Origin of the sequence: Gemmobacter denitrificans (assembly GCF_036964905.1) — a bacterium.
Lineage (GTDB): Bacteria > Pseudomonadota > Alphaproteobacteria > Rhodobacterales > Rhodobacteraceae > Gemmobacter > Gemmobacter denitrificans.
Window position 1 is genome coordinate 26,858 of the sequence record NZ_JBALHR010000018.1, and the last position, 25,967, is coordinate 52,824.

General features: G+C 65.8%; 24 protein-coding genes. 10 read left to right on the plus strand and 14 right to left on the minus strand.

The annotated features are described in order from the left end of the window. Positions 1-5: 5 nt before the first annotated feature. Positions 6-1,181, minus strand: a complete 1,176-nt coding sequence (locus V6590_RS18690; RefSeq protein ID WP_335425215.1) for an acetyl-CoA C-acyltransferase family protein — start codon at positions 1,179-1,181, stop codon at positions 6-8. On the opposite strand from V6590_RS18690, the gene V6590_RS18695 reads away from it, so the two are divergent. Continuing rightward, positions 1,171-2,436: an MFS transporter gene (locus tag V6590_RS18695; RefSeq protein ID WP_335425216.1), complete on the plus strand. Its 1,266-nt coding sequence runs from the start codon at positions 1,171-1,173 to the stop codon at positions 2,434-2,436. The two genes, V6590_RS18690 and V6590_RS18695, sit on opposite strands and share 11 nt — an antisense overlap. Positions 2,437-2,457: 21 nt before the next feature. Here V6590_RS18695 and V6590_RS18700 read toward each other — a convergent pair whose 3' ends face one another. From V6590_RS18700 to V6590_RS18735, 8 genes are all read right to left on the minus strand, one after another. Next, on the minus strand, positions 2,458-2,625 hold the full coding sequence (locus V6590_RS18700; RefSeq protein WP_335425217.1) for a hypothetical protein: 168 nt from the start codon (positions 2,623-2,625) through the stop codon (positions 2,458-2,460). A 143-nt stretch (positions 2,626-2,768) separates the two neighbouring features. Next, on the minus strand, positions 2,769-3,500 hold the full coding sequence (locus tag V6590_RS18705; RefSeq protein WP_335425218.1) for a metallophosphoesterase: 732 nt from the start codon (positions 3,498-3,500) through the stop codon (positions 2,769-2,771). Between the two features lie 137 nt (positions 3,501-3,637). Further along, positions 3,638-5,233: a phosphoglycerate dehydrogenase gene (gene serA, locus V6590_RS18710; protein ID WP_335425219.1), complete on the minus strand. Its 1,596-nt coding sequence runs from the start codon at positions 5,231-5,233 to the stop codon at positions 3,638-3,640. Positions 5,234-5,334: 101 nt separating this feature from the next. Next, positions 5,335-6,480: a phosphoserine transaminase gene (locus V6590_RS18715; RefSeq protein ID WP_335425220.1), complete on the minus strand. Its 1,146-nt coding sequence runs from the start codon at positions 6,478-6,480 to the stop codon at positions 5,335-5,337. Between the two features lie 128 nt (positions 6,481-6,608). After that, entirely contained in the window at positions 6,609-7,862 is a 1,254-nt protein-coding gene (locus tag V6590_RS18720; protein ID WP_335425221.1) for a glycerate kinase type-2 family protein, read from the minus strand. A gap of 56 nt (positions 7,863-7,918) precedes the next feature. Then, positions 7,919-9,046 carry an acyl-CoA dehydrogenase family protein gene (locus V6590_RS18725; RefSeq protein WP_335425222.1) on the minus strand — a complete coding sequence of 376 codons (1,128 nt, stop codon included), beginning with the start codon at positions 9,044-9,046 and terminating at the stop codon, positions 7,919-7,921. Continuing rightward, positions 9,046-10,230, minus strand: coding sequence for an acetyl-CoA C-acyltransferase (locus V6590_RS18730; protein WP_335425223.1), 1,185 nt, complete (start codon positions 10,228-10,230; stop codon positions 9,046-9,048). The genes V6590_RS18725 and V6590_RS18730 overlap by 1 nt, the downstream gene beginning before the upstream one ends. An 11-nt stretch (positions 10,231-10,241) precedes the next feature. Then, positions 10,242-11,009 carry a 3-hydroxyacyl-CoA dehydrogenase gene (locus tag V6590_RS18735; RefSeq protein ID WP_335425224.1) on the minus strand — a complete coding sequence of 256 codons (768 nt, stop codon included), beginning with the start codon at positions 11,007-11,009 and terminating at the stop codon, positions 10,242-10,244. A 99-nt stretch (positions 11,010-11,108) separates the two neighbouring features. On the opposite strand from V6590_RS18735, the gene V6590_RS18740 reads away from it, so the two are divergent. The 9 genes from V6590_RS18740 to V6590_RS18780 all read left to right on the plus strand — a co-directional run bounded on the left by V6590_RS18740 (position 11,109) and on the right by V6590_RS18780 (position 20,668). Further along, the gene (locus tag V6590_RS18740; protein ID WP_335425225.1) at positions 11,109-12,125 is read left to right on the plus strand and encodes an AraC family transcriptional regulator; all 1,017 of its coding nucleotides are present in this window, start codon (positions 11,109-11,111) and stop codon (positions 12,123-12,125) included. Between the two features lie 164 nt (positions 12,126-12,289). Continuing rightward, on the plus strand, positions 12,290-12,460 hold the full coding sequence (locus V6590_RS18745) for a hypothetical protein (RefSeq protein ID WP_335425226.1): 171 nt from the start codon (positions 12,290-12,292) through the stop codon (positions 12,458-12,460). Positions 12,461-12,788: 328 nt separating this feature from the next. Next, positions 12,789-13,832 (plus strand): hemin-degrading factor, encoded by a 1,044-nt coding sequence (locus tag V6590_RS18750; RefSeq protein ID WP_335425227.1) that lies wholly within the window; start codon positions 12,789-12,791, stop codon positions 13,830-13,832. Then, a complete protein-coding gene (locus tag V6590_RS18755) occupies positions 13,829-14,656 on the plus strand; it encodes a heme/hemin ABC transporter substrate-binding protein (protein WP_335425228.1) in 828 nt (275 codons plus the stop codon). Before V6590_RS18750 ends, V6590_RS18755 begins: the two co-directional genes overlap by 4 nt. A 1-nt stretch (position 14,657) precedes the next feature. Then, positions 14,658-15,710, plus strand: coding sequence for a FecCD family ABC transporter permease (locus tag V6590_RS18760; RefSeq protein WP_335425229.1), 1,053 nt, complete (start codon positions 14,658-14,660; stop codon positions 15,708-15,710). After that, positions 15,703-16,515, plus strand: a complete 813-nt coding sequence (locus tag V6590_RS18765) for a heme ABC transporter ATP-binding protein (RefSeq protein WP_335425230.1) — start codon at positions 15,703-15,705, stop codon at positions 16,513-16,515. Before V6590_RS18760 ends, V6590_RS18765 begins: the two co-directional genes overlap by 8 nt. Before the next feature lie 107 nt (positions 16,516-16,622). After that, positions 16,623-17,612 (plus strand): calcium-binding protein, encoded by a 990-nt coding sequence (locus V6590_RS18770; RefSeq protein WP_335425231.1) that lies wholly within the window; start codon positions 16,623-16,625, stop codon positions 17,610-17,612. 61 nt (positions 17,613-17,673) lie between these two features. Further along, positions 17,674-19,605 carry a TonB-dependent receptor domain-containing protein gene (locus tag V6590_RS18775; protein WP_335425232.1) on the plus strand — a complete coding sequence of 644 codons (1,932 nt, stop codon included), beginning with the start codon at positions 17,674-17,676 and terminating at the stop codon, positions 19,603-19,605. 19 nt (positions 19,606-19,624) lie between these two features. Beyond that, positions 19,625-20,668: a calcium-binding protein gene (locus V6590_RS18780; RefSeq protein WP_335425233.1), complete on the plus strand. Its 1,044-nt coding sequence runs from the start codon at positions 19,625-19,627 to the stop codon at positions 20,666-20,668. Positions 20,669-20,692: 24 nt separating this feature from the next. On the opposite strand, the gene V6590_RS18785 is transcribed toward V6590_RS18780, so the two are convergent. The 5 genes from V6590_RS18785 to V6590_RS18805 are packed head-to-tail and all read right to left on the minus strand — an operon-like array spanning position 20,693 to position 25,958. Then, positions 20,693-21,460, minus strand: coding sequence for an aldolase/citrate lyase family protein (locus V6590_RS18785; RefSeq protein WP_335425234.1), 768 nt, complete (start codon positions 21,458-21,460; stop codon positions 20,693-20,695). 8 nt (positions 21,461-21,468) lie between these two features. Next, the gene (gene hpaH / locus V6590_RS18790) at positions 21,469-22,257 is read right to left on the minus strand and encodes a 2-oxo-hept-4-ene-1,7-dioate hydratase (RefSeq protein WP_335425236.1); all 789 of its coding nucleotides are present in this window, start codon (positions 22,255-22,257) and stop codon (positions 21,469-21,471) included. Next, complete coding sequence (locus V6590_RS18795) at positions 22,254-23,108, minus strand: fumarylacetoacetate hydrolase family protein (RefSeq protein WP_335425237.1); 855 nt, start codon at positions 23,106-23,108, stop codon at positions 22,254-22,256. Before V6590_RS18795 ends, hpaH begins: the two co-directional genes overlap by 4 nt. Position 23,109: 1 nt before the next feature. Beyond that, positions 23,110-24,504 (minus strand): pyridoxal phosphate-dependent decarboxylase family protein, encoded by a 1,395-nt coding sequence (locus V6590_RS18800; RefSeq protein ID WP_335425238.1) that lies wholly within the window; start codon positions 24,502-24,504, stop codon positions 23,110-23,112. Beyond that, positions 24,504-25,958, minus strand: coding sequence for an NAD-dependent succinate-semialdehyde dehydrogenase (locus V6590_RS18805; protein WP_335425239.1), 1,455 nt, complete (start codon positions 25,956-25,958; stop codon positions 24,504-24,506). Before V6590_RS18805 ends, V6590_RS18800 begins: the two co-directional genes overlap by 1 nt. Positions 25,959-25,967 lie beyond the last annotated feature (9 nt).

A 25,967-nucleotide genomic window follows, 5' to 3' on the forward strand; every position in this document is an offset into this window, starting at 1 on the left:
CGGGGTCAGAGACGTTCGATCGCCAACGCGATGCCCTGACCACCGCCGATGCACATGGTGGCGATGGCGCGGCGTGCGCCGGTGCGTTCCAGCTCGTACATTGCCTTGACGGTGATGATCGCGCCGGTCGCCCCGACCGGATGGCCAAGCGCGATGGCCCCGCCATTGGGGTTCACCTTTGCCGGGTCCAGCCCAAGGGTTTTGGATACGGCCAGCGCCTGCGCGGCAAAGGCCTCGTTCGATTCGATCACGTCGAAATCGGCCAGGGTCAGGCCTGTGCGCTGCAGCAGAAGTTCCACCGCCGGGATCGGGCCGATGCCCATGACCTGCGGGCGCACCCCGGCCACAGCATAGCCCAGAATGCGCGCGCGCGGCGTCAGCCCCGCCCGGGTGGCGGCATCTGCACGCGCCAGCACCAGCGCGCCCGCACCGTCATTGATGCCCGAGGCATTGCCCGCCGTGACCGTGCCATCCTTCTGGAACACCGGTTTCAGCCCGGCCAAAGCCTCGGCGCTGGTGGGTTTGGGATGTTCGTCGGTGTCAAACACCACGGTGCCCTTGCGCCCCTGGATTTCCAGCGGGGCGATCTGATCGCGGAAATACCCGGCCTCGATGGCGCGGGCCGCCCTGGCCTGGCTTTCCAGCGCGAAAGCATCCTGATCGGCGCGGCTGATGCCATATTCGGCGGCCACATTTTCCGCCGTGATGCCCATATGGCCGGTGCCGAAGGGGCAGGTCAGCGCGCCGGTCATCATGTCCACCGCACGGGTATCGCCCATCTTCTGGCCCCAGCGGGCCGTGGTCAGCGCCATGGGCGAACGGCTCATGCATTCGGCACCGCCCGCCAGCGCGAAATCGGCATCGCCCAGCAACAGCGATTGCGTGGCCGAGACGATGGCCTGGATACCCGATCCGCACAGCCGGTTGACGTTCATCGCCGGGGTGGTTTCGGGCACGCCCGCCTGCATGGCGGCAACGCGCGACAGATACATGTCACGCGGTTCGGTATTGATGACATGCCCAAAGACCGTGGTGCCGATCTGCGCGCCTTCAACCCCGGCCCGTGCCAATGCGGCGCGGGCGGCATGGGTGGCCAGATCAATCGGCGCGATGCCGGCAAGGCTGCCGCCAAAGCCGCCGATGGCCGTGCGCGCGCCGGAAAGGATGACAATGTCGGTCATGATGTGCCCCGCTGAAAACCTGCCCGATGATGGCGCTGTTGCGGGCGGCACTGCCAGCCTTACGTTGCGTTACAAGGGCGCGGGCCAGCCGTTGACTTTGCCACGCGGGCGGATGATGCAAGGCGGGCCAAACCAGAGGTATGCGATGCAGTTTTCCCGGGCCGACCGTCTGCTCCTGCTGGCCGTTGCGGCGGCGACCTTCATGCTGATGGGGGCGGTGCAGGCGATTTACGGCCCTGCGCTTGCGGGCCTGTCGCGCGAAGAGGGCCTGAGCCTTGCGGCGGTGTCATCCCTGATTTCCGTGCATTGGGTGGGCTGCTTTGCCGGGGTGGCGCTGATGTATCTGCTGGGCGACCGGGTGGTGCCGCGCCTGCTGTTGCTGGTTCTGGCAGCGGGGGCCGCCTTGCTGGGCTGGGGGGCCAGTTGGGAAATGACATTGGCCGGGGCTGCGTTGACGGGCCTTGGTCAGGGCTGTGTGTCCGTCTTGTTGAACCCGCGTATCCTTGCGGTTTTTGGCCCGCGCGGTCCGGCGATGCTCAGCCTGATGCATGCGGGCTTCGGGCTGGGGGCCATCGTGGCACCGCTGGTTTTTGTCGTGCTGGATGGTGCGTTCCGCCCGATCTGGCTGGCACTGGCTGTGGTTCTGCTGGGGGTGGCGGCAATTGCGCGCGATACCGGGCGCGTGGCGGCCGAGACCAAGACGGCGGGGTTTCGCCCGGATTGGGCGATCCTTGGCTTTGGCGTGGTGGGCATCGCGCTGGAGGCCGTGCTGATCGGGCTGGGCCCGGCGGCGCTTGTCCGGGCCGGTTCGACCGAATCCGAGGCGGCGCAATGGCTCAGCGGCTTTTTCGTCGCCTTTCTTGGTTTTCGTATCGTGCTGATCTTCGCGGCGCATCTGATTGCGCCTTTCCGGCTCTATACCCTGTCGGTGGCCGGGATCGCGGTCTGCATGGCCGGTGCCCTGGTGACCGGGCCGGGCTGGTGGTTCGTTCTGGCGGGCGGTTTTGCCGGGATGATCTTTCCGGGCTATTTCGTCGAAGCCATCGCCCGCATGGGGCATGACCCGCGGGTGTCGCCGCTGGTCGTGGCGGCCGGATTGATGGGGGGGATCTTCGCGCCCCCGCTTTTGGCCGGGCTGGTGCAGGGCATGGGGCCGCGCGGGTTCTTTGTTCTGGTGGCAGGTTTGTCGGCTGGGGTGCTGCTGGCGGCGCTGTTGCGCCTGATGCAGCGTAACGCATACCGGCAGGGGGCCTGACGCGAGGCCCCCTTGTCAGCCTTAAAGGAAACGGCGATCCGTGGCCGTCATGTCGCGCAGGGCATGCCCGCCTGACAGCAGCTTCCACAAATGCACCATTGTCATCATGTCATCTGCGGTGCCCGAGGCGGCGCGGCTGTGATCGCGCAGTTTCAGGACGCGGATTCCATCAATCATTTCGGTCTTCATTCTGGCACTTCCCATGTTGTCGGTTCGTGCCCCCACGCGGAAAGACTGCCGCGCTGCCCTTAACGGGGCCTTAGCAGCCTGTGGCGGGAATGTGGCGCTTGGTGCGGGCTTTTCGCATTTTCCGGCTTGCGGGGCAGATCCTGTCAGGCCGGGCGTAACGGTTCGCGCCCCTGATCGGTCAGCACAAAGATATCTTGTCCCTCTACCGCGATGGCGGTCAGCGGGCCCCCATAGGCGGCGGAACTGTCGATGTTCACGCGGTTGCCGTAATGGGTGGCGCTGTCCAGCGCGGTATGACCATGGATCACCAGGGCGCCATGATCGCGGTTGTCCGACAGGAAAGGTTCGCGGATCCAGATCAGATCGGTTTCGGTCTGACGATGGAAGGGGATGCCGGGGCGGAAACCCGCATGAACATAAACGCAATCGCCCAGCCAGTGCTGCGTGGGGCGGGCTTCCAGCCAGTCGATCATGTCGGGGGGAACGGCGGCCTGCGCCTCGGCATGAACCGGCGCAACAGGCCTGTCGCCTGCGGCACGAACACCGAACGAAGCCAGTGTTGCCGCACCGCCGATCTTGGGGTGGAGCCAGGACAGATCAGCCCGCAAACCGGGTGTGGGTGCCGCCGGATCGCGCAGGAACCGGGTGAACAGATCATCATGGTTGCCCTTGAGCGTGATCCAATCCGCGCCGTGCGCCTCGGCCTCCATCAGAAAGCGGATGACGCCCTGGCTGTCGGGCCCGCGATCGACCAGATCGCCCAGATGGATCACCGGGGCCGGGCCGTGGCGGGCGATATCGGCGGCGATGCGGTCATGGGCGCGGCGCAGCAGATCAAGGTGGCCGTGGATGTCACCGATGGCATAGGCGCGCATGTGTGGGCCTTTCGCGGGGGAGGCGGGACGGGCCGGGGTTCACAGTCCCTGACCGCTGTGGAGTATTTGGGCAGGGTTCAAAGGGCAAGTATGGATGGAACCGGGCCGGAGGATCGCTCCGGCCCGGTTCTGTGACGTCAGACCACGTCGAATTGCAGCGGCTTGACCTGCTGGAACATGCCGGTCGATTCCAGCGTTTCGACAACCTTGGGGTCGATGGCCTGATCAAGATACAACAGCGCAATCGCATCCTGCCCCACGCCCGACCGGCCAAGGGTGAAGTTGGCGATGTTCACGCCATTCTTGCCCATGGTCATACCCAACAGGCCGATAATGCCCGGCACGTCTTCGTTCGTGGTATAGAGCATATGCGCGCCCACTTCGGCGTCGATATTGATGCCCTTGATCTGGATGAAGCGCGGCTTGCCATCGGCAAAGCAGGTGCCCGCCACCGAGCGTTCGCGTTTGTCAGTGACCATGGTGACCTTGATATAGGCATCAAAGGCGCCGGTCTTGTCCTGCTTGGTGGTCGAGACCTGAATGCCCTTGTCCTTGGCCACGATGGGGGCCGAAACAAGGTTCACATCCGGGTTATGGGCCTTCAGCACGCCTGCGATCACCGATTGGTTCAGTGCGGCCAGGTTCATGTCGGCCACGCGGCCATCATAGAGGATGTTGATCGCCTTGATCGGCTCGTCGGTCATCTGGCCGATGAAGGCCCCCAGATGGCCCGCCAGCTTGATCCACGGCCCCATCACGGCGGCCTGTTCGGCGGTCACGTTGGGCATGTTCAGCGCGTTCTGCACCGCACCGGTCAGCAGGTAGTCCGACATCTGCTCGGCCACCTGCAGCGCCACATTTTCCTGCGCTTCGGTGGTGGAGGCGCCCAGATGCGGGGTCACCACGACATTGGGGTGGTTGAACAGCACGTTCTCGGTGGCCGGTTCCACCTCGAACACGTCCAGCGCCGCACCTGCCACATGGCCGCTATCCAGCGCATCTTTCAGCGCGACCTCGTCGATCAAGCCGCCACGGGCGCAGTTGATGATGCGCACGCCCTTCTTGGTTTTCGCGAGGTTCTCGCGCGACAGGATGTTGCGGGTCTTGTCGGTCAGCGGCACGTGCAGCGTGATGAAATCGGCGCGGGCCAGCAACTCGTCCAGCTCCACCTTGGTCACGCCCAGTTGCTTGGCGCGCTCTTCGCTCAGGAAGGGGTCATAGGCCACAACCTTCATGCGCAGGCCCACCGCGCGGTCGCAGACGATGCCGCCGATATTGCCCGCGCCGATCACGCCGAGGGTCTTGTTGAACAGCTCAACCCCCATGAACTTCGATTTCTCCCACTTCCCGGCATGGGTGGAAACCGAAGCCTCTGGCAGTTGCCGGGCGATGGCGAACATCATGGCGATGGCATGTTCGGCGGTGGTGACCGAGTTGCCGAAAGGCGTGTTCATGACGATCACGCCCTTTTTCGACGCGGCCGGAATATCGACGTTATCCACACCGATCCCGGCGCGGCCCACCACCTTCAGGTTGGTGGCATTTTCCAGCAGCTTTTCGGTGACCTTGGTGGCCGAGCGGATGGCGAGACCATCATATTGGCCGATGATTTCAGCCAGCTTTTCCTTGTCCTTGCCGAGCTTCGGCATGTAATCGACCTCGACGCCACGGTCGCGGAAGATCTGGACGGCGGTTTCGGAAAGTTCGTCAGAAACGAGAACGCGGAGGGCCATGGGCTATCCTTTGCGAATGTCTGTTCACAATGATGCGCGTAGGCCGCGCATCGCGGGGAAGGGGGACTGGGTGCGCAGGGGCCGCGCACCGCAAATGGGGATCAAAGCGCCGCGATCTCGGCGTTGAAGGCGTATTCGATCCAGGGCATCAGGGCCGCTACATCGGATTGTTCCACCGTGGCGCCGCACCAGATGCGCAGGCCCGGAGGGGCATCGCGATAAGCGCCAGCATCCAGAGCGACGCCGTCTTTCTCCAGCCGCTTGGCCACGTTCTTGGCGAAGGTGGCGCCATCGGTGATGCGCGGATCGGTGAATTTCAGGCAAACGCTGGTGCAAGAGGCGATCTCGGGCCGTGCCGCCAGATTGGCGATCCAGTCCTTGCCCGCGATGTAATCGGCGATTGTCCTGGCATTCGCTTCAGACCGCGCGATCAGGCCCTGCAACCCGCCGATGGATTTCGCCCATTTCAGCGCAACAAGGTAATCTTCCACACACAGCATCGACGGCGTGTTGATGGTTTCGCCCAGGAAAATGCCTTCGGAAATCTTGCCCTTGGAGGTCAGGCGGAAGATCTTCGGCAGGGGCCAGACGGGGGTGTAGCTTTCCAGCCGCTCGACCGCGCGGGGCGACAGGATCAGCACGCCATGGCCACCCTCACCGCCCAGCACCTTCTGCCAGGAGAAGGTGGTGACATCGAGCTTGTCCCAAGGCAGATTCATCGCGAAGGCGGCGCTGGTCGCGTCACAAATCGTCAGGCCTGCGCGGTCGGCGGGGATCTCATCGCCATTGGGCAGGCGGCAGCCCGAGGTGGTGCCGTTCCAGGTGAACACCACGTCGGAGTCGAAATCGACGGTGGCGAAATCCACGATCTCACCATAGGGCGCGATCTGCACCTTGGCGTCGAGCTTGAGCTGTTTCACCACATCGGTGACCCAGCCTTCGCCGAAGGATTCCCAGGCCAGCATTTCCACCGGGCGCGCACCCAGCAGGCTCCACATCGCCATTTCCACGGCGCCAGTATCCGAGGCGGGCACGATGCCGATGCGGTAATCCGCAGGCACGCCCAGAATTTCGCGAGTGAGGTCGATCGCCTCTTTCAGCTTCGCCTTGCCCACAGCGGCACGGTGCGAGCGGCCCAAAGGCGCATCAGCAAGCATGTCGAGGGAGAAGCCGGGGATCTTGGCGCAAGGGCCAGAGGAAAAGCGCGGGTTTGCCGGGCGCAGTGCCGGGGCGATCAGATCAGCCATGGTATCCTTCCAGATAAACGCCCCTCGGTGGGGAGGGGTTTCCCGCCGCCGTGGGTAAGGGGAATCACCGGATGGCGCAAGGGGAAATGTCGTTTCCGATAGGAAATCGGTCGTCTTTGACCCGTCGATCACAGGATCAGTATGGCGCGGAAATCGTTTACATTGGTCAGCGTGGGGCCAGTAACGATCTGCGCGCCACATTGGGCAAAGAAACCGTGGGCATCATTGCGCGCCAAAGCGGTGGCGGCCCCGGCCAGCGGCGTATCAGGGCCGATCAGGGCACCGGCCACCTCGGCGGCCCCATCCACGCCATCGGTATCGCAGGCCAGCGCGTGAATGCCGGGGGCATTTTGCAGCGCCAGTGCCAGCGCCAGGCAGAATTCGGCATTGGGGCCACCGATCCCGTCACCACGCCGTGTGACCGTCAATTCCCCACCCGACAGCAGCAACAGCGGTGCGGCATCCCGGCTGCGCCCTGCGGCCAGAGCCAGGGCCTGCGCGCCCATCCTGGCCGCCACATCGCGCGCCTCACCCTCCAGCGCGTCGCCCAGCAGGGTGACCGTGCAACCTGCCGCCTCGGCCATCCGGGCCGCCGCAGAAAGCGATTGGGCTGGGGCGGCGATGACACGGTTTTCGACATGCGACAGGCGCGGGTCATCGGGGGCAAGCACCCGGACGGGTTCGGCCAGCGCCGCCAGAACCGAGGGCGGGGCCACGATCTGCCATTGGTCAAGGATGGCGCGGGCCTCCGCTGGCGTCGTGCCATCGCCGACGGTGGGGCCTGACCCGATGAAGGCAGGATCATCGCCCGGCACATCGGAAATCATCAGAGCCAGCATGCGGGCGGGATAGGCGGCAGCGGCCAGTTGGCCACCCTTCACCCGGCTCAGATGCTTGCGCAGGGTGTTCATGGTCTGAATGGGCGCCCCCGAGGCCAGCAAGGCCGCGTTCACCGCCTGCTTCTCGGCCAGAGTGATCCCGGGTGCCGGGGCACAAAGCAGAGAGGATGCGCCGCCGGAAATCAGCGCCAGCACGAAATCATCGGGGCCAAGACCTGCCAGAAGATCCAGCATCCGCGCGGTTGCAGCCAACCCGGCGCTGTCGGGCACCGGATGGGCCGCTTCGACAATCTCGATCCCCGCGCAGGGGCGGCCATAGCCATAGCGCGTGATGACCAGCCCTTCGCAGGGGCCCCAGATGGTTTCGACCGCTTCGGCCATGCGGGCGCTGGCCTTGCCCGCGCCAACCACCACCACCCGGCCCGGTGGCCGGGGCGGCAGATGCGCGGCCAGATTGCGCATCGGATCGGCCACGGCCACAGCGCGATCGAACAGGGCGCGCAGAAAGGCGGCCGGGGCGGTGATCGGGTCGGGCGTGGTCATGCGGCTCTCCGGGGTGGTTGGGGGCAGCGAAGCGCAATGCAGCCTCGCTGTCCAGCCTAGAGCGCGCGGGCGATCACCAGTTTCTGGATATCGGTGGTGCCTTCGTAAATCTGACAGACCCGCACGTCGCGATAAATCCGTTCCAGCGGATAATCCGCCAGATAACCATAGCCACCCAGCGTCTGGATTGCAGCCGAACACACCTGTTCCGCAGTTTCCGAGGCGAAAAGCTTGGCCATGGATGCTTCGGTCAGGCAGGGTTGGCCCGCCTCGCGCAGGCTGGCGGCATGCAGCACCAACTGTCGTGCAGCCTCAAGCCGGGTGGCCATATCGGCCAGCCGGAAGGCCACCGCCTGATGCTGCATGATCGGCTGGCCAAAGGCGATACGGTCCTTGGCATAGGCGGTGGCGGTTTCCAGCGCCGCGCGGGCCATGCCGACAGATTGCGCCGCAATGCCGATCCGCCCGCCTTCCAGATTGGCCAAGGCGATGCGGTAACCATCACCTTCGGCCCCCAGACGGTTTTCGACCGGAATCCGCATGTCGTTGAACGACAGGGCACAGGTGTCAGACGAATGCTGGCCCAGCTTGCGCTCCACCGATACCACGGTATAGCCCGGCGTATCGGTCGGCACGATGAAGGCCGAAATGCCCTTCTTGCCCGCTGCGGGATCGGTAACCGCAAAGACGATCACCACCGCCGCGTTCTGGCCCGAGGTGATGAACTGCTTGGCCCCGGTGATCACATAGTGATCGCCATCGCGCACCGCCCTTGTACGCAGCGCCGAGGCATCCGATCCGGCCTGCGGTTCGGTCAGTGCGAAGGCCCCGATCCACTCGCCCGCCGCCATGCGGGGCAGGAAGCGGCGCTTCTGATCTTCTGTGCCAAAGCGCAGGATCGGCGCACATCCGACCGAGGAATGGACCGATACGATGGTCGATGCCGCGCCATCGGCGGCGGCGATTTCTTCCAGCGCCAGCGCATAGGCCACCGCACCGATGCCCGCGCCGCCATAGTCATCGGGCACCACCATCCCCATGAAGCCAAGCGCGCCCAGTTCGGCCAGTTCTGCGCGTGGAAAGCGGGCCTCGCGATCCCGGTCTGCCGCGCCGGGGGCCAGCCGATCCTGCGCAAAGGCGCGCACCGTATCGCGGATCAGCTGCTGCTCTTCGGTCAGGATCATCACAGCACCCGTTCGATGGCGATGGCCGTGGCCTCGCCCCCGCCAATGCACAGCGACGCCATGCCCCGCGCCAGCCCATAGCTGTGCAGCGCGGCCAGCAGCGTGACCATGATCCGCGCGCCCGACGCGCCGATGGGATGGCCAAGCGCACAGGCCCCGCCATGCACATTCACCTTGTCCTGCGGCAGGTCCAGATCGCGCATGGCGGCCATGGCGACAACGGCAAAGGCCTCGTTGATTTCGAACAGGTCGATGTCCTTCAGCGCCCAGCCAGTCTTGTCGGCCAGTTTGCGCATCGCGCCGATCGGGGCGGTGGGAAACAGGTTCGGCTCGGCTGCATGGGTGGCATGTCCGATGATCCGCGCCAGCGGGGTCAGCCCACGCGCCTCGGCCTGCGACTGGCGCATCAGCACCAGCGCCGCCGCCCCGTCCGAGATCGAGGATGAATTGGCCGCCGTGACCGTTCCATCCTTGCGGAAAGCCGGTTTCAGGCCGGGGATCTTGTCGGGCCGCGCCTTGCCGGGCTGTTCATCCACCGCGATGCGGGTGGTGGAACGCGCGGTGGTCAGGGTAACCGGGGCAATTTCGCCCGCGAAATGGCCATTGGCGATAGCCCCCTGCGCCCGTGCCAGCGATTGCAGCGCATAGGCATCCTGGGCTTCGCGGCTGAAAGCATAGCTTTGGGCGCAATCTTCGGCAAAGGTGCCCATCAGGCGGCCCTTGTCATAGGCATCTTCCAGACCATCCAGAAACATGTGGTCCAGCACCTGCCCGTGCCCCATGCGATAGCCGCCGCGCGCCTTGGGCAGCAGATAGGGGGCGTTCGACATGCTTTCCATGCCACCCGCGACCATGATGTCTGCCGCCCCGGCCAGGATCAGGTCATAGGCCAGCATGGCGGCCTTCATCCCCGATCCGCACATCTTGTTGATGGTGGTGCAGCCTGCCGAAAGCGGCAGGCCCGCCTTCAGCGCCGCCTGACGGGCGGGGGCCTGCCCCTGCCCTGCGGGCAGCACACAGCCCATGATGACCTCTTCCACCGCGTCAGACGGCAGGGCAGAGCGGGCCAATGCCTCGGCAATTGCCACGGCCCCCAGTTCGGAGGCCGTCAGCGGGGCCAGATCGCCCTGAAACCCACCCATCGGGGTGCGGGCCATGCCGGTGATGACGATAGGGTCTTTCATATGGGCATCCTTTACCGGGGGGCCATGCGCAGCGCGCCATCCAGCCGGATGACCTCGCCGTTCAGCATCTGGTTTTCAACGATATGGCGCACCAGCGCCGCATATTCGGCTGGCTGCCCCAGACGCGGCGGAAAGGGGACCGAGGCGCCAAGGCTGTCCTGCACATCCTGCGGCAGCCCCGCCATCATCGGCGTGGCAAAGATGCCCGGCGCGATAGTGACCACGCGAATCCCGTGGCGGGCCAGTTCGCGGGCGGCGGGCAGGGTCAGCGATGCAACCCCGCCTTTTGAAGCGGCATAGGCTGCCTGTCCGATCTGGCCATCAAACGCGGCGATGGATGCGGTGTTGACAATCACCCCACGCTGGCCGCTGGCATCTGCCGCCTGCCGGGCCATGGCTTCGGACGCCAGACGCAGGATGTTGAAGGTGCCGATCAGGTTGATGCTGACAGCGCGGGCAAAGCGGTCCAGATCATGCGCGCCGTCACGGCCCAGGATCTTTTCGCCCGGGGCCACGCCGGCACAGTTCACTGCGACATCTATCCGACCAAAGCTGGCAAGCGTGGCGGCGATGGCGGCCTGACCTTCGCTGGCGCTGGTCACATCGCACCGGGTGAAGCGCGCCTGTTCGCCCAGCTCTGCGGCCATGGCTTGCCCGGCATCTGCATTCACATCCAGAAGCATGACCCGCGCGCCTGCGCCGGTTGCCATGCGGGCCACTGCGGCCCCAAGCCCCGATCCGCCCCCGGTGACCAGAAAAACGTGGTTCGACAGGTCCATGCGCCCCTCCCTGCAAGACTGCGGCAGGATAACGTGGCCCCTATTGCAAACAATGACGATACTGCGCAGCATGCGTGATCGGATTTGCAAGGATATGCCATGGAACGCCGGATGATCGCGCCGGGCTTTGTGACCGATGCGGCGGATTGCCTGAAAGCGGCGGGGCATGATCCCGCGCCGCTGCTGGCGGGTTTGGGCATCGCGTCGGGGCAGGCGGTCGGGCATCTGGTCTATGGGCAGATGTGGCGGGCGATGGCGGCGGCGATGCAGGACGAGTTCTTTGGCCTTGCCGCCCGCCCCATGCGCCCGGGAAGCTTTGTGCTGATGGCGCAGGCCGCGCTGCCTGCCGGGCGGTTGGATCGGGCCTTGCGCCGGGCTGTCAGTTTTCTGCGGGTGGTGCTGGATGATCCGGCGGGCGAGTTGCGGGTCGTGGGGGGCGAGGCCGAGATCGTGCTGCGCGATGCCGGGCCGCTGCGCCCGGCCTTTGCCTATCGCACCTACTGGTTGGTGCTGATGGGCCTGGCCTGTTGGCTGGTCGGGCGGCGCATCCCCTTGATCCGCGTGGATTTCGCCTGCGCCGCCCCGGAAAACCGCAGCGAATACGGGCAGTTCTTCGGTGCGCCGGTGCAATTTGGTCAACCGGTCAGCCGGCTGCGCTTTGACGCGCGCTATCTGGCGCTGCCTGTCGTGCGGGATGAGGCGGCCCTGGCCGGGTTCCTGCGCGGTGCCCCGGCCAATTTTCTGTTGGGCTACCGGCAGTATCATGGTCTGGCGGCGCGGGTAACGGCGCGGCTGCGCAGCCTGCCCATGGCGGATTGGCCGGGCCCCGAGGCGCTGGCGGCAGAGCTGGGTCTGGCCCCGGCCACGCTGCGCCGAAGGCTCAAGGCCGAAGGGCAAAGCTTTGCCGCCATCCGTGACCGGCTGCGACTGACCCGCGCGCAGGATTTGTTGGCGGGTTCACCGCTAAGCGTGGCAGGGGTGGCAGCCGAGTTGGGCTATAGCGAGCCAAGCGCCTTTCACCGTGCCTTTCTGGGCTGGACCGGCCTGCCCCCGGGGGCCTGGCGCGATCAGGCCAGAAAGAATCTGCGGCTGCGGGGTGAAGGTGCCTTGGGTTGATCGTGCCGGTCGTACGAAATGGACCGGTTGCATTGCGCGTGTCGGATCATCGAAACGGCCCGAAAAATTGCTGCGTTGATGCGGCGAAAGGCCTTGGCACAGGGCAGGTTCACGAAACGTCAACCTTTTTCGGCTGAGACTGAGAAGGTCGAAAGGAGGACGCGATGCCCGACTTGACCCCCGCCGAAGAACTTGCGCTGATCCGTGCTGAAATGCTGCGCCTGAAGGCCCGCGAAGAAACGCTGCTCCGCTTGGTGCCGGATCTGCCGCGCCGGGCGGGCTGGCCGATCCAGCGGATCGTTCCGGCTGAACAGGTACAGCCCGGCCTGCATTGATCTGTCGGGCGTGTGAGCTGGTCGCGCGTGTTGCGATCCGGGTCCGCCTACAAGGGAAGACCCGTCGGCGGCCCCAAATCCGTGCTCTGGTTGCCAACATCCGACGATCCGAAACATGGCCCACCATGCAAATGGGTGATTTTTTCGCTCAGGAATAGCGAAACCTCGGGCTCACCCTCTTGTGCGACAGTCCAATCTGTCGCTATGGCTTCGTAACCGCCCCGCCTTCAGGCGCGGTCGGATCGCCGCCAGCCCGGACACCCCTCCCTTCGTCGTGTCCAGCCAGTCAGGCGCCATCGCTTCAACGCATTGGCAAAGGTTGGCCACCATGACCCCCTCCCAGATCAGGGCCCTTCGGGCCGAATATCCGCAATCCCGCGCCCGCGATTTCGCACAGGCCCATGGCCTGACCGAAGCCGCGCTGGTGGCGGCCTATACCGGGCTGCATGTCACCCGTATCGATGCGCGCCCGCTGGTGCTGGTGCCCCGCCTTGCCGCTCTGGGCGATGTGATGGCGCTGACGCGCAACGCATCGGCCGTCCATGAACGGCGCGGGGTCTATGACGGGTTCAAGGGATCGGAAACCGTGGGCATGGTGCTGGGCGAAGAAATCGACCTGCGCATCTTCCCGGCGCATTGGCACAGCGCCTTTGCCGTGGCCGAACCCGATGGCGATACCGTGAAGTGCAGCCTGCAGGTCTTTGATGCTCATGGCGAGGCGGTTCACAAGGTCGTCCTGAAACCCGAAAGCGATGTCGCGGCGTTTGACGCGCTGGTGGCCGATTTGCGGCTGGACGATCAGGCGCAGGAAGAACCCACCAGCCCCGCCCCCGCCCCCGAAGGGGCCAAGGCCGATCCGGCGCGGCGCGACGCCCTGCTGGCCGATTGGGACCGGATGACCGACACGCATCAGTTCTTTGGGCTGGTGAAGAAACACAAGGCCAACCGGTTGGGCGCCTATCGGCTGGCCGGGGCACCCCATGCGCGGATGCTGGAGCTGGATGCCGTGACACGGGCGCTGGAGCTTTCGGCCGAGGGTGGCTTTCCGATCATGATCTTTGTCGGCAATCGGGGCTGCATCCAGATACATTCCGGCCCGGTGCAGAAGATCGTGCCGATGGGGACATGGATCAACGTGCTGGACCCACGCTTCAATCTGCATCTGCGCAGCGATCACATTGCCGAGGTCTGGCTGGTGGAAAAGCCCACGCGTCGCGGCCCTGCCGTGTCGATCGAGGCCTTTGATGCCGCGGGGGAATTGATCCTGCAGATGTTCCCCAAGCGTGCCAGCGAAGAAAGCCCCGAAGGCGTGGACGAATGGAACGCTATGGCGCGGGGTCTGGCCGGACTCATGGCCGAGGCGGCAGAATGATCCGCGCGGCGCTGCTGGCCATTGTGCTGGCTGGCCCGGCGGGGGCCGAGGGCAGCAGCGATGCTGCGGCCCGGGTCATCGGTCTGGGCGGCACGGTGACGGAAATCGTGGTGGCCCTGGGCGCGGGCGACCGGCTGGTCGGGCGCGATACCACCTCTGGCTATCCCCCATCGGTGCTGGCCTTGCCGGATGTGGGCTATCTGCGGCAATTGTCGGCAGAAGGCGTGCTGTCGCTGTCGCCCGATCTGATGATCGCCGAGGCCGATGCAGGCCCGCCCGAGGTGGTGGCGCAGTTGCAGGCCACGGGGCTGGGCTATGTGACCCTGCCGCAAGACTGGTCGGCAGATGGGGTTGCGGCCCGCATCACCACCGTTGGCGCGGCCTTGGGGCGCGAGGCCGAGGCGGCAAGGCTGGCCCATGAAGTTTCGGCCCGGCTGGCAGAGACGGAGGCCAAGGCACAGGCCCTGCCCGCCCCGCGAAAGCGGGCGATGTTCGTGCTGTCCTTGCAGGGGGGGCGGATCATGGCGGCGGGGCAGGGCACGGCAGCCGATGCAGTGATCACCATGGCCGGGGCGGAAAATGCGCTGCAGGGCTTTGAGGGCTACAAACCCGTCAGCGACGAGGCCGTGCAAGCCGCCGCGCCCGATGTCGTCTTGATGATGGATCGCCCGGCGGCGGAGGTGCTGTCGCTGCCTGCCTTTGCCGGATCGCCCGCCGCGCAAAACGGCGCGCTGTTGCAGATGGATGGCCTGCGGCTTTTGGGCTTTGGCCCCCGCCTGCCGGATGCCTTGGCCGATCTGCAGGCCGCGCTTTCCGGGGGCTGAGATGGTTGCGCTGTCCCCCCCCGCCCGCGCTGTGCCGCTGCCCGGGCTGACGTTTGTGCTGTGGCTTGTGCTGGTGGCGGCGGCGCTTCTGGCGCTGACAGTCGGCCCTTCGGGCGTTTCGCTGCACAACATGCTGGCCGATCTGCTGGCCGGGCGCGAGATCGCGCTGCGCGATTGGGTGGTACTGACCGGCATCCGCCTGCCGCGCCTGCTGGCGGGGATGCTGGTCGGGGCGGGGCTGGCAGTGTCGGGCGCGGTGATGCAGGGATTGTTTCGCAACCCGCTGGCCGATCCGTCGGTGGTGGGGGTCACGATGGGGGCCGGGCTGGGGGCGGTCGCCGCCATCGTTCTGGGCGGGTCGCTGCCCATCGCTGTGGGCGCGGTACTGGGCACGCATCTGGTGCCGGTCGCGGCCTTTCTGGGCGGTTGGGCCGTGGTGCTGATCCTGTCGGCCCTGTCGCGCCGGGGCGGGCAGGTGTCCATTGCCACCATGCTTCTGGCCGGGATTGCGCTGACTGCGCTGGCCGGGGCGCTGACCGGGCTTCTGGTGCAGGCAGCGGATGATGCGCAACTGCGCGATATCACCTTCTGGAACCTTGGATCGCTGTCAGGCATCGGGTGGGACCGGATCGCGCTGGTCGCGCCGTTGATCCTGCCGGTCGTGCTGCTGGCGCCGCGTTTGGGGCAGGGCTTGAACGCCATGGCCCTGGGCGAGGCGGCTGCCCTGCATATGGGGATCGCGGTGGACCGGCTGAAGCGTCAGGCAGTGCTGGCAGTGGCGCTGGCCACGGGCGGCGCGGTGGCCATGGCCGGTGCCATCGGGTTTGTCGGCATCATCGTGCCACATCTGCTGCGGCTGGTATCCGGCCCTGATCACCGACCTCTGCTGCCACGGGCGGCGGTGCTGGGGGCGGCGGTGCTGACGCTGGCCGATGTGCTGGCGCGGATCGCGGTGCTGCCCGCCGAACTGCCCATCGGCATTGTCACCGCCTGTCTGGGGGCGCCGGTTTTCCTCTGGGTCTTGTTGCGCCGGGCGGGGCTGGGCGATGCTTGAAGCCCGGGGTCTGCATTTGCGCCATGGTCCGCGCAGCCTGGTCCGTGATCTGCAGGTCAGCGCCCGACCCGGGCAAGTGACGGCGATCGTCGGCCCGAATGGCGCGGGCAAGACCACTCTGTTGCGGTCGCTGACGGGCGAGCTGGACATGGGCGGCACGGTCACGCTGAACGGCTTGCCCGTGCGGGGCACCCCGCCCGCGCGGATGGCCGCGATGCGGGCGGTGATGCCACAGTCGGTGCGGCTGGCCTTTGCCTTTACCGTGGCCGAGGTGGTGCGAATGGGGGCGGAAGCCGGGTTGAGTGCCACCACGCCCGGCCTGACCGAGGCTGCCTTGCAGGCTGTTGGCCTGCCGGGTTTCGGCCCGCGCGTCGTATCCACCCTGTCGGGGGGCGAACAGGCGCGGGTGCAACTGGCCCGCGCACTGGCGCAGGTCTGGCAGCCGGTTGGCCCTTCGGGGTCGCATTGGCTCATGCTGGATGAACCTGTGGCCAGTCTGGATATCGGGCAGCAATTGCAGGTGATGCGGCTTGCCCGCAGCTTTGCCGACCGGGGCGGCGGCGTGATCGCCGTGCTGCATGACCTGAACCTGACGGCGATGTTTGCCGATCATGTGCTGCTTCTGTCGCCTGCAGGTGCACAGCAGGGCCCTGCGGCGCAAGTGTTGACCGATACCGCGCTGAGCGCGGCCTATGCCTGCCCCCTCCGACTGGGCCGCGCCCCGGCAGAAGGGCTGTTTCTTCTGCCGCAGATGGCAGGTTATGAAATTCCGAATCCAGTTGACAGATTTTGTCAGAAATCTTAATTCCACCCTACGACATGCGCCCGCCCTTCCGCCAGTCAGCATGAGAACCTTGCCCCGAGCGGGCATTTCCCGCGGCCAAGCCGCCCTGTGACTGACTGGACTCCAGCATGACCCAAACGCTTTCCATCGATGCGTCGGCCCTTTCGGGCATCAATCTGCAAACCCATATCGCCACGGCCCTGTCGGGTTTTGCGGCGGCCTCCATGACCTTCTGGGGCGGAGATCCTGACTCTGCCTTTGGCGGCACCTATTACATGAACGGCGATCAGGTTCTGGCCCGCTATTCAGAAGCCGGTGACGGCGGAAATGTGCAGACCGACAGTGTCGCGCTGATTGGTGGCGAAGATCTGGCCTATGACTTCATCCACAACGGGGCCAGCTTTGGCCATGGCATTTCGGGCAGCATCGACAGCCTGACCTTCGGCACCTGGACCGATGCCACCACCGGAACGCAGGGGACCGGGGACGAAGGCCTGATTGCCGGGCTGGATGAAGGGCTGGTGATCGAAGGCTTTGGTCTTTCGGCTGCGCCGGGCGCGGGCAGCGATGTTGCCGTGAACAAGGTGCATGCCCTGTACACCGCACTGCGCACCATGGATGCGGCGGCGATCTATGATCTGATTTCGGGCTATGCGATCGAATTCACCGGGTCAGCCGGTGCCGATACGGTGCGCGGCTATGCGGCGGATGACGTTCTGCTGGGTGGCGCAGGGGCGGATCGCCTGCACGGCATGGCCGGGGATGACCTGCTGCTGGGAGGGCACGGCGCCGACATCTTGCGCGGCTACAAGGGGGCCGATGATCTGCGCGGCGGTGCCGGGGCGGATACTCTGGTCGGCGGCGGTGGCGCGGATGTGCTGACCGGGGGCAGCGGGGCCGATGTCTTCGTCTTCTCCACCGCGCGTGGCACAGATACCGTGACCGATTTCGATGTGACGCAAGACCTGCTGGATCTGACTGCGCTTGGGGCCGATGGCTTGGCCGATCTGACTGTCACCGAAACGGAAACCGGCGTCGATCTGGTGCTGGGTCAGATCACCATCGCGCTGAACGGCGTCGCGGCAGCCGATCTGACTGACGATCTGTTCCTGTTCTGACACACCGATCCCATGGGGCAGCCTGCACCGGGCTGCCCCGATCCCGAGCGGAGCCTGCCTGATGCGCCAGACCCTGATCCCGTTCCTGACCGCCACGACCCTTGTCGCCCAGCCGATTGCCGCGCAGGAAGGTGTGGTTGAGTTTGACCCGATCCTGTTGACGCGGGTGTTGGCCGCAGCGCCGGGTCAGACCCGCCTGACCCCCGAAGGCCCATCTGCCGGGGCAGGGCTGGACCGGCAGTTGCGCGAGGTCGCGGGGGTCACCACGCAGGGGGGCACGCTGGCCGAACCCGAAACAGCCATCAATATCCGCGGCCTGCAGGATCATGGCCGGGTTGCCGTCACGGTCGATGGGATGCGGCAGAACTTTGCCCGTTCGGGCCATGGAGCCAATGGGTCTTTCACACTGGACCCCGACATGCTGCGCGAGGTGACGGTAACGCGCGGCCCCGGTCAGGCGGCGGGGGCGATTGCCGGGGCCGTGGCGCTGCGCATGGTCAGCGCCGAGGATCTGCTGCAGGACGATGCGCCGCAGGGGGGCGAGTTGCGCCTGCGCGGTGGCACCCTGTCAGCCGCGCCCAGCCTGCATGCCGCCTGGGCCTGGCAATGGGAGAACGGGCTTGATCTGATGCTGGCCGGGACCCGGTTCGAAACGGAGCAAACCTACAGGGCAGGGAACGGGGAGAACGTCCATGCGGGTCAACTGGGCCGCAGCGGTCTGGCCCGGATCGGCTGGGATCTGGGCGACGAGGCTGGCAGGTTGCAGCTCTCGGCCGGGCGTCAGGACCGGGACTACATCACCGGCCGTTCGGCCGGCACACCGCGCGATACCGACCTGATCACCCGCAATCTGGCGCTGGATTATCGCCGCGATGCGGGCGATTGGCCGATGGAAGCCACGCTGTATCGCAGCACGACGCGGCTGGCACAGGCCAGCCTTGATCCGACGACCCTGCTGCCCACCGGCGCAACGCGCAGCTATACGACCGAAACCACCGGATTGCGTTTGCAGGCTAGCCATATGGCCGAGGCCTTCGGGCTTCTGCATGATCTGACGCTGGGCGTTGAAGCCTTTCGCGATGTGGTCACCCCCGAAGATGCAGGCGGGCGCAGCCTGACGGCAGGCGGAACCCGGACGCTCTGGTCGCTGTCGGTCGCGGATCGGCTGGAACTGGAGCGCGCGACGGTAACCGCCAGTCTGGCCTTGGGGCAATTCCGGGTGAGCAGCCCCGATGGCGGCGGTTCGGGTGCGGTTGTGGCGCCCCGTCTGGCGCTGGAATTGCCGCTGTCGGATCGGTTTACCCTGCTGGCAGCGGCCGGTTTTGGCCATCGCCCGCCCTCGCTGAACGAGGCGCTGGTGAATGGCCAGCACCCCGAACCGGCCGATTTCGATGTGCGGCCCAATCCGAACCTGCGGCCCGAAAAGGCGCGTTCTGCCGAAATCGGGCTGCGTTACGCGGTGGAAGGGGCCTTTGCCGCCGATGACAGCCTGACAATCACGGCAACCGCGTTCCGCAATGATGTGCGCGATTACATCGGCATGACGCGGGTGGGCGGTGTGTTCAATGGTTATATGCAATATCAGAACATCGGCCATGTCCGCATCGAGGGTGTGGAACTGGAGGCGCGCTATGACAGCGACCGGCTGTTCGCCACCTTGACCGGCCAGCATCTGAACGGCACCGATCTCGCCACCGGGGCCGAGTTGAGCCGCGTGGCCCCCGACCGGCTGGTTCTGACCGGCGGCTGGCGCAGCGCCGATCACGCGCGCGAAATCGGCGCGCGGCTGACCATGGTCGGGGCCAAGACCAGCGGTGATTTTCAATCCGGCAACTGGAAGACACTTGATCTGTTTCTGACGCAGGATGTTGGCCGGTCTGCAGAATTCACACTCTCGCTGAACAACCTGTTCGACGAGACCTATACCCCGCATCTCGAACTCCAGCCTGCGCCAGGGTTCAACGCTGAAGCCCAGTTGTCCCTGCGATTCTGACCGCAGGAAGGAGACCGACATGACCCTGAAGATCACCCTGACTGCCGATCCGACCACCGGGGCCGGCGTGGATTTCAACGCCGGGCTGGAAAGCTATTTCGACGGGTTCACCCCGTTTGAAATGCCCTGGTTTCTGGAACCCACGGGCAGCACGGAAACCACCCAGATCCTGCATCTGGATACGCCCACAGCCGGGACTGAGGCGGAAACCCGTGTCGTGATGCTGGAAGGTCAGGATTTCCTGTACACCTTCTCAAACCATTCGGTCAGCGGCACAATCCAGACGATCCGGCTGGCAACCCTTGGTGCGGGCTGGGATGCGGCGGCCGAAGACCTGGCGCTGGATGGCGGGTTGCTGACCGCTCAGCAGGACTGGATCACCATCGAAGGGCTGAACATCGTGAACCCGGCGGGTGAAAAGGGCGCGGTGCATGACATCGTGTCGGGTCTGATGGGCGGCGGGCTGAACGGCACGGCGGCGGACCCTGATCCGATCCTGAGGCATCTGTTTGCCGAAGGGCATGATGTGACCGGCAGCAGCGGCAATGACCGCTACAGCGGAACCGGCTTTGCCGATACGGTGCAGGGGGGCGCAGGGCGCGATACGCTGGCGGGCGGTGCCGGGGCTGATCGGCTGTTGGGCGGTTCCGGTGCCGATGTGCTGACAGGCGGCGGGGGCAAGGATCACCTGTCGGGCGATGCGGGGGCTGACCGGCTGACGGGCGGGCTGGGCGCGGATGTGCTGACGGGCGGTGGCGGTGCCGACCGGTTCATCTTCACCTCGGCCAAGGCGGCGGCGGGAGACCGGATCACCGATTTCACAGCGGCGCAGGGCGACCGGATCGTGCTGACGCAGATCGATGCCGACAGCAGCCTGCGCGGCAATCAGGCCTTCACCTTTGTGGGTGATGCGGCCTTTTCGGGGGATGCGGGCGAATTGCGGGCCGTGGCCTTTGCGGGCGGGCTGCGGGTTCTGGGTGATCTGGATGGCGACGGGCAGGCCGATTTCCGGTTCACGGTCAGCGGTGCCACCACGCTTGGGGCCGAGGATTTTCTGTTCTGACCCCCTGGCCGGATGCGGGGCCTGTCAGCCCCGCATCTGCGCCGCCAATGCCCGCAACGCGCCCGACAGGATGGTGACATCAATCCCCACCCCAAGGAAATTTGCCCCCGCCTTGCGACATTCGGCGATGAAGCCGGCTTCGGTGGCCAGCACCCCGGCTGCCTTGCCCGACGCGCGGATACGGGTCAGCGCATCGAACACCGCCGCCCGCACGTCGGGATGTGCCGCATGTCCCAGATGGCCCATGTCGGCGGCCAGATCGGCCGGGCCGATGAACACGCCATCCACCCCCGGCAGGGCCAGGATGGCATCCAGCGCGGCAAGCCCCTTCACGCTTTCCACCTGCAGAATCAGGCAGATCTGATCATTTGCCGTGGTCAGGTAATCGGGGATCGCCCCAAAGCGCGAGGCCCGCGCAAGGCTGGACCCGACACCGCGAAATCCCTCGGGCGCATAGCGGGTGGCGCGATAAATGCGTTCGGCCTGTTCGGCACTGTCCACCATCGGGATCAGCAGGCTTTGCGCGCCGATATCCAGCGCCTGCTTGATCTTGACCGGGTCGTCATCGGGCAGACGGATCACCGGCGCGGGGCCCCGGCCATCAATCACCGCCAGTTGTGCCGACAGCGACGGAATATCATTCGGCGCATGTTCCCCGTCGATCAGCAGCCAGTCGAACCCTGCCGTGGCCGCGATTTCGGCGGTGTAGGGATCGGCAAGGCCCAGCCAGATGCCATGCAGAACCTCATCCCCGGACAGGCGTTGCTTCAGGATGTTCAGGGGCGCGGGCATATCGGACCTCAGAAATTCAGGGTTACGCGGCCGAAGGGGCCGAAATCGGCGTCAAAGCGGCTGCCGGGCGGGGCCTCGATCGGGCGGATGAAGCTGCCCGACAGCAGGATTTCGCCCGCCGCGATGCCCTGACCATACGCGGCCAGCCGATGCACAAGCCAGAGGATTCCGGTCACCGGATCATTCAGCACCCCGGCACCCAGACCGGTTTCCTCGACCACCCCGTCACGGGCCACAATCGCCCCGATCCAGCGCAGATCAAAGGCATCGACGGCGTGGCGCTGCGGGCCCAGCACAAGGCCTGCATTGGCGGCATTGTCGCTGACCGTATCCTGAATGACCCGCGCCCGCCCCGTGGCCGGATCGACGCGCAAGATGCGGGTATCCAGGATTTCAAGACTGGGGGCGACATGGTCGGTGGCTGCCAGAACATCGGCCCGCGTCACGCCCATGCCCTGCAGCGGGGCCTTCATCACAAATGCGATTTCGGCCTCGATCCGCGGCTGGATGAATCGCCCGGGCGGGATCGTTGCCCCATCGGCAAAGAGCATATCTTCCAGCAGTACCCCCGAATCCGGGGTGGTGATGTTCAGCGCCTGCTGCATGGCGCGGCTGGTCAGCCCGATCTTCCATCCGATGCGCCGTCTGCCCTTGCGCGCAACCAGCGCCGCCTGCACGGCATAGGCGTCATCCAGCGTCATGGATGTGTATTGCAGCGACAAGAGCCCACATTGGCGGCCGGTCTGTTCGGCCTGAAACAGCGCTTCGGCGGCGGCCTCGATCTGATCCGGGGTCATTCGTCGGCCACCTCGTTGCGCAGGGTGCCGATGCCAGGCACGGTGATTTCGACCACATCGCCCGGGCGCAGCCAGATCGGCGGATCAAAGCGCGCACCCGCGCCGGTGGGTGTGCCGGTCACGATGATGTCGCCCGGAGCCAGCGTGGTGAAGGTGGAGATATAGGCGATCTGCCGCGCGATCGGGAACAGCATCCGCCCGGTGCGATCCTGCTGGCGCATCTCGCCGTTCACCCGCGTGGTGATTTCGACATCGGATATCTGCGACGGATCGGAATAGGGCACCAGCCAGGGCCCGAGCGCGCCCGACGCATCCCAGTTCTTGCCCTGCGTCACGTTGAATTTCGCATGGCGCACCCAATCGCGGATCGTGCCTTCGTTGCACAGGGTCAGCCCGGCGATATGGCTCAGCGCCTGGGCCTCTGCGATCCGGCGACCGCCCTTGCCGATGACGATGGCAATTTCGCCTTCGTAATCCAGTTGCGGGCTTTCGGGCGGTCGGATCAGCGGCTGGCCCGCGCCGGTAAAGCTGCGGGCAAAGCGCGGGAACAAGGACATGTTCGGCGGTGCGTCCTGCCCATCCTTGTATTCGGCGTTGCGGTCGGGAAAGTTCACGCCGACGCAGATGATCTTTTCCGGGTCCGGCACCGGAATGTCATGGGTGAACGTGCCATCCGGGTGGCTCGCGGCGCGACCGGCGCCCGCGGCCAGAACCTCGCCCATGGCCCCGGCGGTGATCACGTTGCGCAGGGTTTTCCACTGCGGAAATTCGGGGCTGAGCGCCAGAACCCCGCCCGGCGCGGTCACGCCCCAGAATTGCTGCCCCGTGGCAGTGAAGGTGACAAGGTTCATCTCAGGCTCCTGCCAATTCGCAGATCACCCGATGGGCGGTGATCATGTCGTCTTCGGTCATGTCGAACTGCCCGGCCTGAAAGCGGATCACGACGCCATCGGCCACCCGGGTCTGGGTCAGATAGATGCGGCCATCGTCATTGATCCGGTTGATGAAGGTGATCTGCGCTGCATCGTCGCCCCCGCGCAGGCGGAAGGTGAACAGCGACAGAACCGGATCGGTGACAATGTCAAACCGGGGATCATGGCGCAGCTTGTCAGCCAGCGCGACCGACCAGCGCACATGGTTGCGGATGCGTCCGCGCAGGCCTTCCAGCCCGTAATGGCGCAAAACGAACCACAGTTTCAGCGCCCGGAACCGCCGCCCCAGCGGGATCGACCATTCGGAATAGTTGATGATGCCATCGGCACCATGGGTTTTCAGGTATTCCGGGCGGATGGCCAGCGTCTGCACCAGACTGTCGGGGTCGCGCAGGAAATGCGCGGCGCAGTCGAACTGCACGCCCAGCCATTTATGCGGGTTGAACACGACCGAATCCGCGCCTTCGATCCCGGCCCAAAGACTGCGGAATTCCGGGCAGATCATGGCCGCACCAGCCCAGGCGGCATCGACATGGGTGTAAAGCCCGTGCTGCCGCGCGACCTCCACCGTGGCCGCGATGTCGTCACAGGCCCCAGTGCCGGTGCCCCCCGTGCAGGCAATCACCCCGCAGGGCAGATGCCCCGCGGCAAGATCGGCACGGATCGCGGCATCCAGTGCGGCGGCATCCATCGCGCGCATTGGCCCCTGCGTGGGGACGCGCACCAGATTTTCGGCCCCGATCCCGGCGATCCAGATGGCCCGGTCGATCGAGCTATGCACTTCGCCCGAACAATAGACCCGCAGGCGCGGCTGGCCGGTCAGCCCCTGACGGTTGCCCGCCCAGTTCAGCGCACGTTCGCGCATCACCAGCACCGCCGCCAGCGTGGCGGAAGAGGCGCTGTCCTGAATCACCCCCTTGAAGCCTTCGGGCAGGCCGATGGATTGACGCAACCAATCCATCATCACGGTTTCCATCTCGGTCGCGGCGGGCGAGGTTTGCCACAGCATGCATTGGGCGGCGACGGTGGTCGCCAGAAACTCTGCCAGCATCGAAGGTGGCGTGGCATTGGCAGGGAAATAGGCAAAGAAGCGCGGGTGCTGCCAATGGGTCATGCCCGGCATCACGATGCGTTCGAAATCCGCGAAGATGGTTTCCATCGCTTCGGGCTGTTCGGGCGGCTGCACGGGCAGGGCAGCGGCAACTTCACCCGGCCGGGTACTGGCGCGGACCGGGCGGTCGCGCAGGCCCAGATGATATTGCGCCCCCCAGTCGGCAATGCGGGCCCCCCAGCGGGCGAAGGTGTTCCAGTCCATCAGGCGATGCCCCCAAGGCAAAGGTATTTCAGTTCCAGATAGTCATCCATCCCATGCCGCGATCCTTCGCGTCCAAGGCCCGAGGATTTGACGCCACCAAACGGGGCCTCGGCGGTGCTGACCAGCCCGGTATTCACCCCGACCATGCCATATTCCAGCGCTTCGGCCACCCGGAAGCTGCGCGCAAGATCGCGGGTGAACAGATAGGAGGCCAGCCCGAATTCGGTATCGTTTGCGGCGGCGATCACCTCGGCTTCGGTGTCAAAGCGGAACAGCGGGGCCACAGGGCCAAAGGTTTCTTCGCGGGCAATTGCCATCCGGGCAGTCACGCCGGTCAGGATCGTGGGTTCCCAGAAAGTGCCACCAAGCGCATGGGGTTTGCCGCCCAGAATGACCGTGGCACCCTTGGCTGTCGCATCGGCGATATGTTCGGCCACCTTGGCCACGGCGGCGCCGTCGATCAGCGGGCCGAAAGTGACGCCGGCATCTATGCCATTGCCGGTTTTCAGCGTGGCCAGCCGTGCTGCCAATTGCGCCGCGAAAGCGTCATGGATGCCGGATTGCACATAGATCCGGTTTGCACAAACGCAGGTCTGCCCGTTGTTGCGGAACTTGGCGATGATCGCACCTTCGACCGCCGCATCCAGATCGGCGTCATCAAAGACGATGAAGGGCGCATTGCCGCCCAGCTCCAGCCCCAGTTTCTTGATGGTGGGTGCGCATTGGGCGTAAAGCTGTGCGCCGACTTCGGTGCTGCCGGTGAAGGTCAGCTTGCGCACCACCGGGCTTGCCGTCAGCACGGCCCCCAGACTGCGGGCCGATCCGGTCAGCACCGAAAACAGGCCCGCCGGCAGGCCGGCGCGTTCCGCCAGTACAGCCAGGGCGATGGCGCTGAACGGGGTCTGGCTGGCAGGTTTCAGCACCATGGCGCAGCCCGCGGCGAAGGCTGGCCCCGCCTTGCGGGTGATCATGGCATTGGGAAAGTTCCATGGCGTGATTGCCGCCACAACGCCGATGGGCTGTTTCAGCACCAATATGCGTTTGTCGGGGGCATGGCCTGGCACGATGTCGCCATAGGCGCGGCGGGCCTCTTCGGCGAACCAGTCGATGAAGCTGGCACCATAGGCAATCTCGCCTCTGGCCTCGGCCAAGGGTTTGCCCTGTTCGGCGGTCAGGATGGCCGCCAGATCGTCCTGATGCGCCATGACCAGATCATACCAGCGCCGCAGTACCTGCCCGCGATCCCGTGCCGTTCGGGCCGCCCAGGCCTTCTGGGCCTGCGCTGCTGCGTCGATGGCAGTTGTGGCTGCTGCGGGCGGCAGGTCGGGCACATGGCCGATCAGCGCGCCCGTGGCCGGATTGCGCACGGCGATGCCGTGCCCGTCTGCCGCGATCCACTCTGTTCCGACCAGGGCCGCCTGCCGCAACAGGCCAGGGTCATTCAGCGTCAGCATCGGATTTCC

What these genes read in the sequence shown, in the direction of transcription:
- V6590_RS18695 (WP_335425216.1), top strand. Translation starts at nt 1,171, where the DNA reads ATGTCGGTCATGATGTGCCCCGCTGAAAACCTGCCCGATGATGGCGCT.
- V6590_RS18690 (WP_335425215.1), bottom strand. Translation starts at nt 1,181, where the DNA reads ATGACCGACATTGTCATCCTTTCCGGCGCGCGCACGGCCATCGGCGGC.
- V6590_RS18700 (WP_335425217.1), bottom strand. Translation starts at nt 2,625, where the DNA reads ATGAAGACCGAAATGATTGATGGAATCCGCGTCCTGAAACTGCGCGAT.
- V6590_RS18705 (WP_335425218.1), bottom strand. Translation starts at nt 3,500, where the DNA reads ATGCGCGCCTATGCCATCGGTGACATCCACGGCCACCTTGATCTGCTG.
- serA (WP_335425219.1), bottom strand. Translation starts at nt 5,233, where the DNA reads ATGGCCCTCCGCGTTCTCGTTTCTGACGAACTTTCCGAAACCGCCGTC.
- V6590_RS18715 (WP_335425220.1), bottom strand. Translation starts at nt 6,480, where the DNA reads ATGGCTGATCTGATCGCCCCGGCACTGCGCCCGGCAAACCCGCGCTTT.
- V6590_RS18720 (WP_335425221.1), bottom strand. Translation starts at nt 7,862, where the DNA reads ATGACCACGCCCGACCCGATCACCGCCCCGGCCGCCTTTCTGCGCGCC.
- V6590_RS18725 (WP_335425222.1), bottom strand. Translation starts at nt 9,046, where the DNA reads ATGATCCTGACCGAAGAGCAGCAGCTGATCCGCGATACGGTGCGCGCC.
- V6590_RS18730 (WP_335425223.1), bottom strand. Translation starts at nt 10,230, where the DNA reads ATGAAAGACCCTATCGTCATCACCGGCATGGCCCGCACCCCGATGGGT.
- V6590_RS18735 (WP_335425224.1), bottom strand. Translation starts at nt 11,009, where the DNA reads ATGGACCTGTCGAACCACGTTTTTCTGGTCACCGGGGGCGGATCGGGG.
- V6590_RS18740 (WP_335425225.1), top strand. Translation starts at nt 11,109, where the DNA reads ATGGAACGCCGGATGATCGCGCCGGGCTTTGTGACCGATGCGGCGGAT.
- V6590_RS18745 (WP_335425226.1), top strand. Translation starts at nt 12,290, where the DNA reads ATGCCCGACTTGACCCCCGCCGAAGAACTTGCGCTGATCCGTGCTGAA.
- V6590_RS18750 (WP_335425227.1), top strand. Translation starts at nt 12,789, where the DNA reads ATGACCCCCTCCCAGATCAGGGCCCTTCGGGCCGAATATCCGCAATCC.
- V6590_RS18755 (WP_335425228.1), top strand. Translation starts at nt 13,829, where the DNA reads ATGATCCGCGCGGCGCTGCTGGCCATTGTGCTGGCTGGCCCGGCGGGG.
- V6590_RS18760 (WP_335425229.1), top strand. Translation starts at nt 14,658, where the DNA reads ATGGTTGCGCTGTCCCCCCCCGCCCGCGCTGTGCCGCTGCCCGGGCTG.
- V6590_RS18765 (WP_335425230.1), top strand. Translation starts at nt 15,703, where the DNA reads ATGCTTGAAGCCCGGGGTCTGCATTTGCGCCATGGTCCGCGCAGCCTG.
- V6590_RS18770 (WP_335425231.1), top strand. Translation starts at nt 16,623, where the DNA reads ATGACCCAAACGCTTTCCATCGATGCGTCGGCCCTTTCGGGCATCAAT.
- V6590_RS18775 (WP_335425232.1), top strand. Translation starts at nt 17,674, where the DNA reads ATGCGCCAGACCCTGATCCCGTTCCTGACCGCCACGACCCTTGTCGCC.
- V6590_RS18780 (WP_335425233.1), top strand. Translation starts at nt 19,625, where the DNA reads ATGACCCTGAAGATCACCCTGACTGCCGATCCGACCACCGGGGCCGGC.
- V6590_RS18785 (WP_335425234.1), bottom strand. Translation starts at nt 21,460, where the DNA reads ATGCCCGCGCCCCTGAACATCCTGAAGCAACGCCTGTCCGGGGATGAG.
- hpaH (WP_335425236.1), bottom strand. Translation starts at nt 22,257, where the DNA reads ATGACCCCGGATCAGATCGAGGCCGCCGCCGAAGCGCTGTTTCAGGCC.
- V6590_RS18795 (WP_335425237.1), bottom strand. Translation starts at nt 23,108, where the DNA reads ATGAACCTTGTCACCTTCACTGCCACGGGGCAGCAATTCTGGGGCGTG.
- V6590_RS18800 (WP_335425238.1), bottom strand. Translation starts at nt 24,504, where the DNA reads ATGGACTGGAACACCTTCGCCCGCTGGGGGGCCCGCATTGCCGACTGG.
- V6590_RS18805 (WP_335425239.1), bottom strand. Translation starts at nt 25,958, where the DNA reads ATGCTGACGCTGAATGACCCTGGCCTGTTGCGGCAGGCGGCCCTGGTC.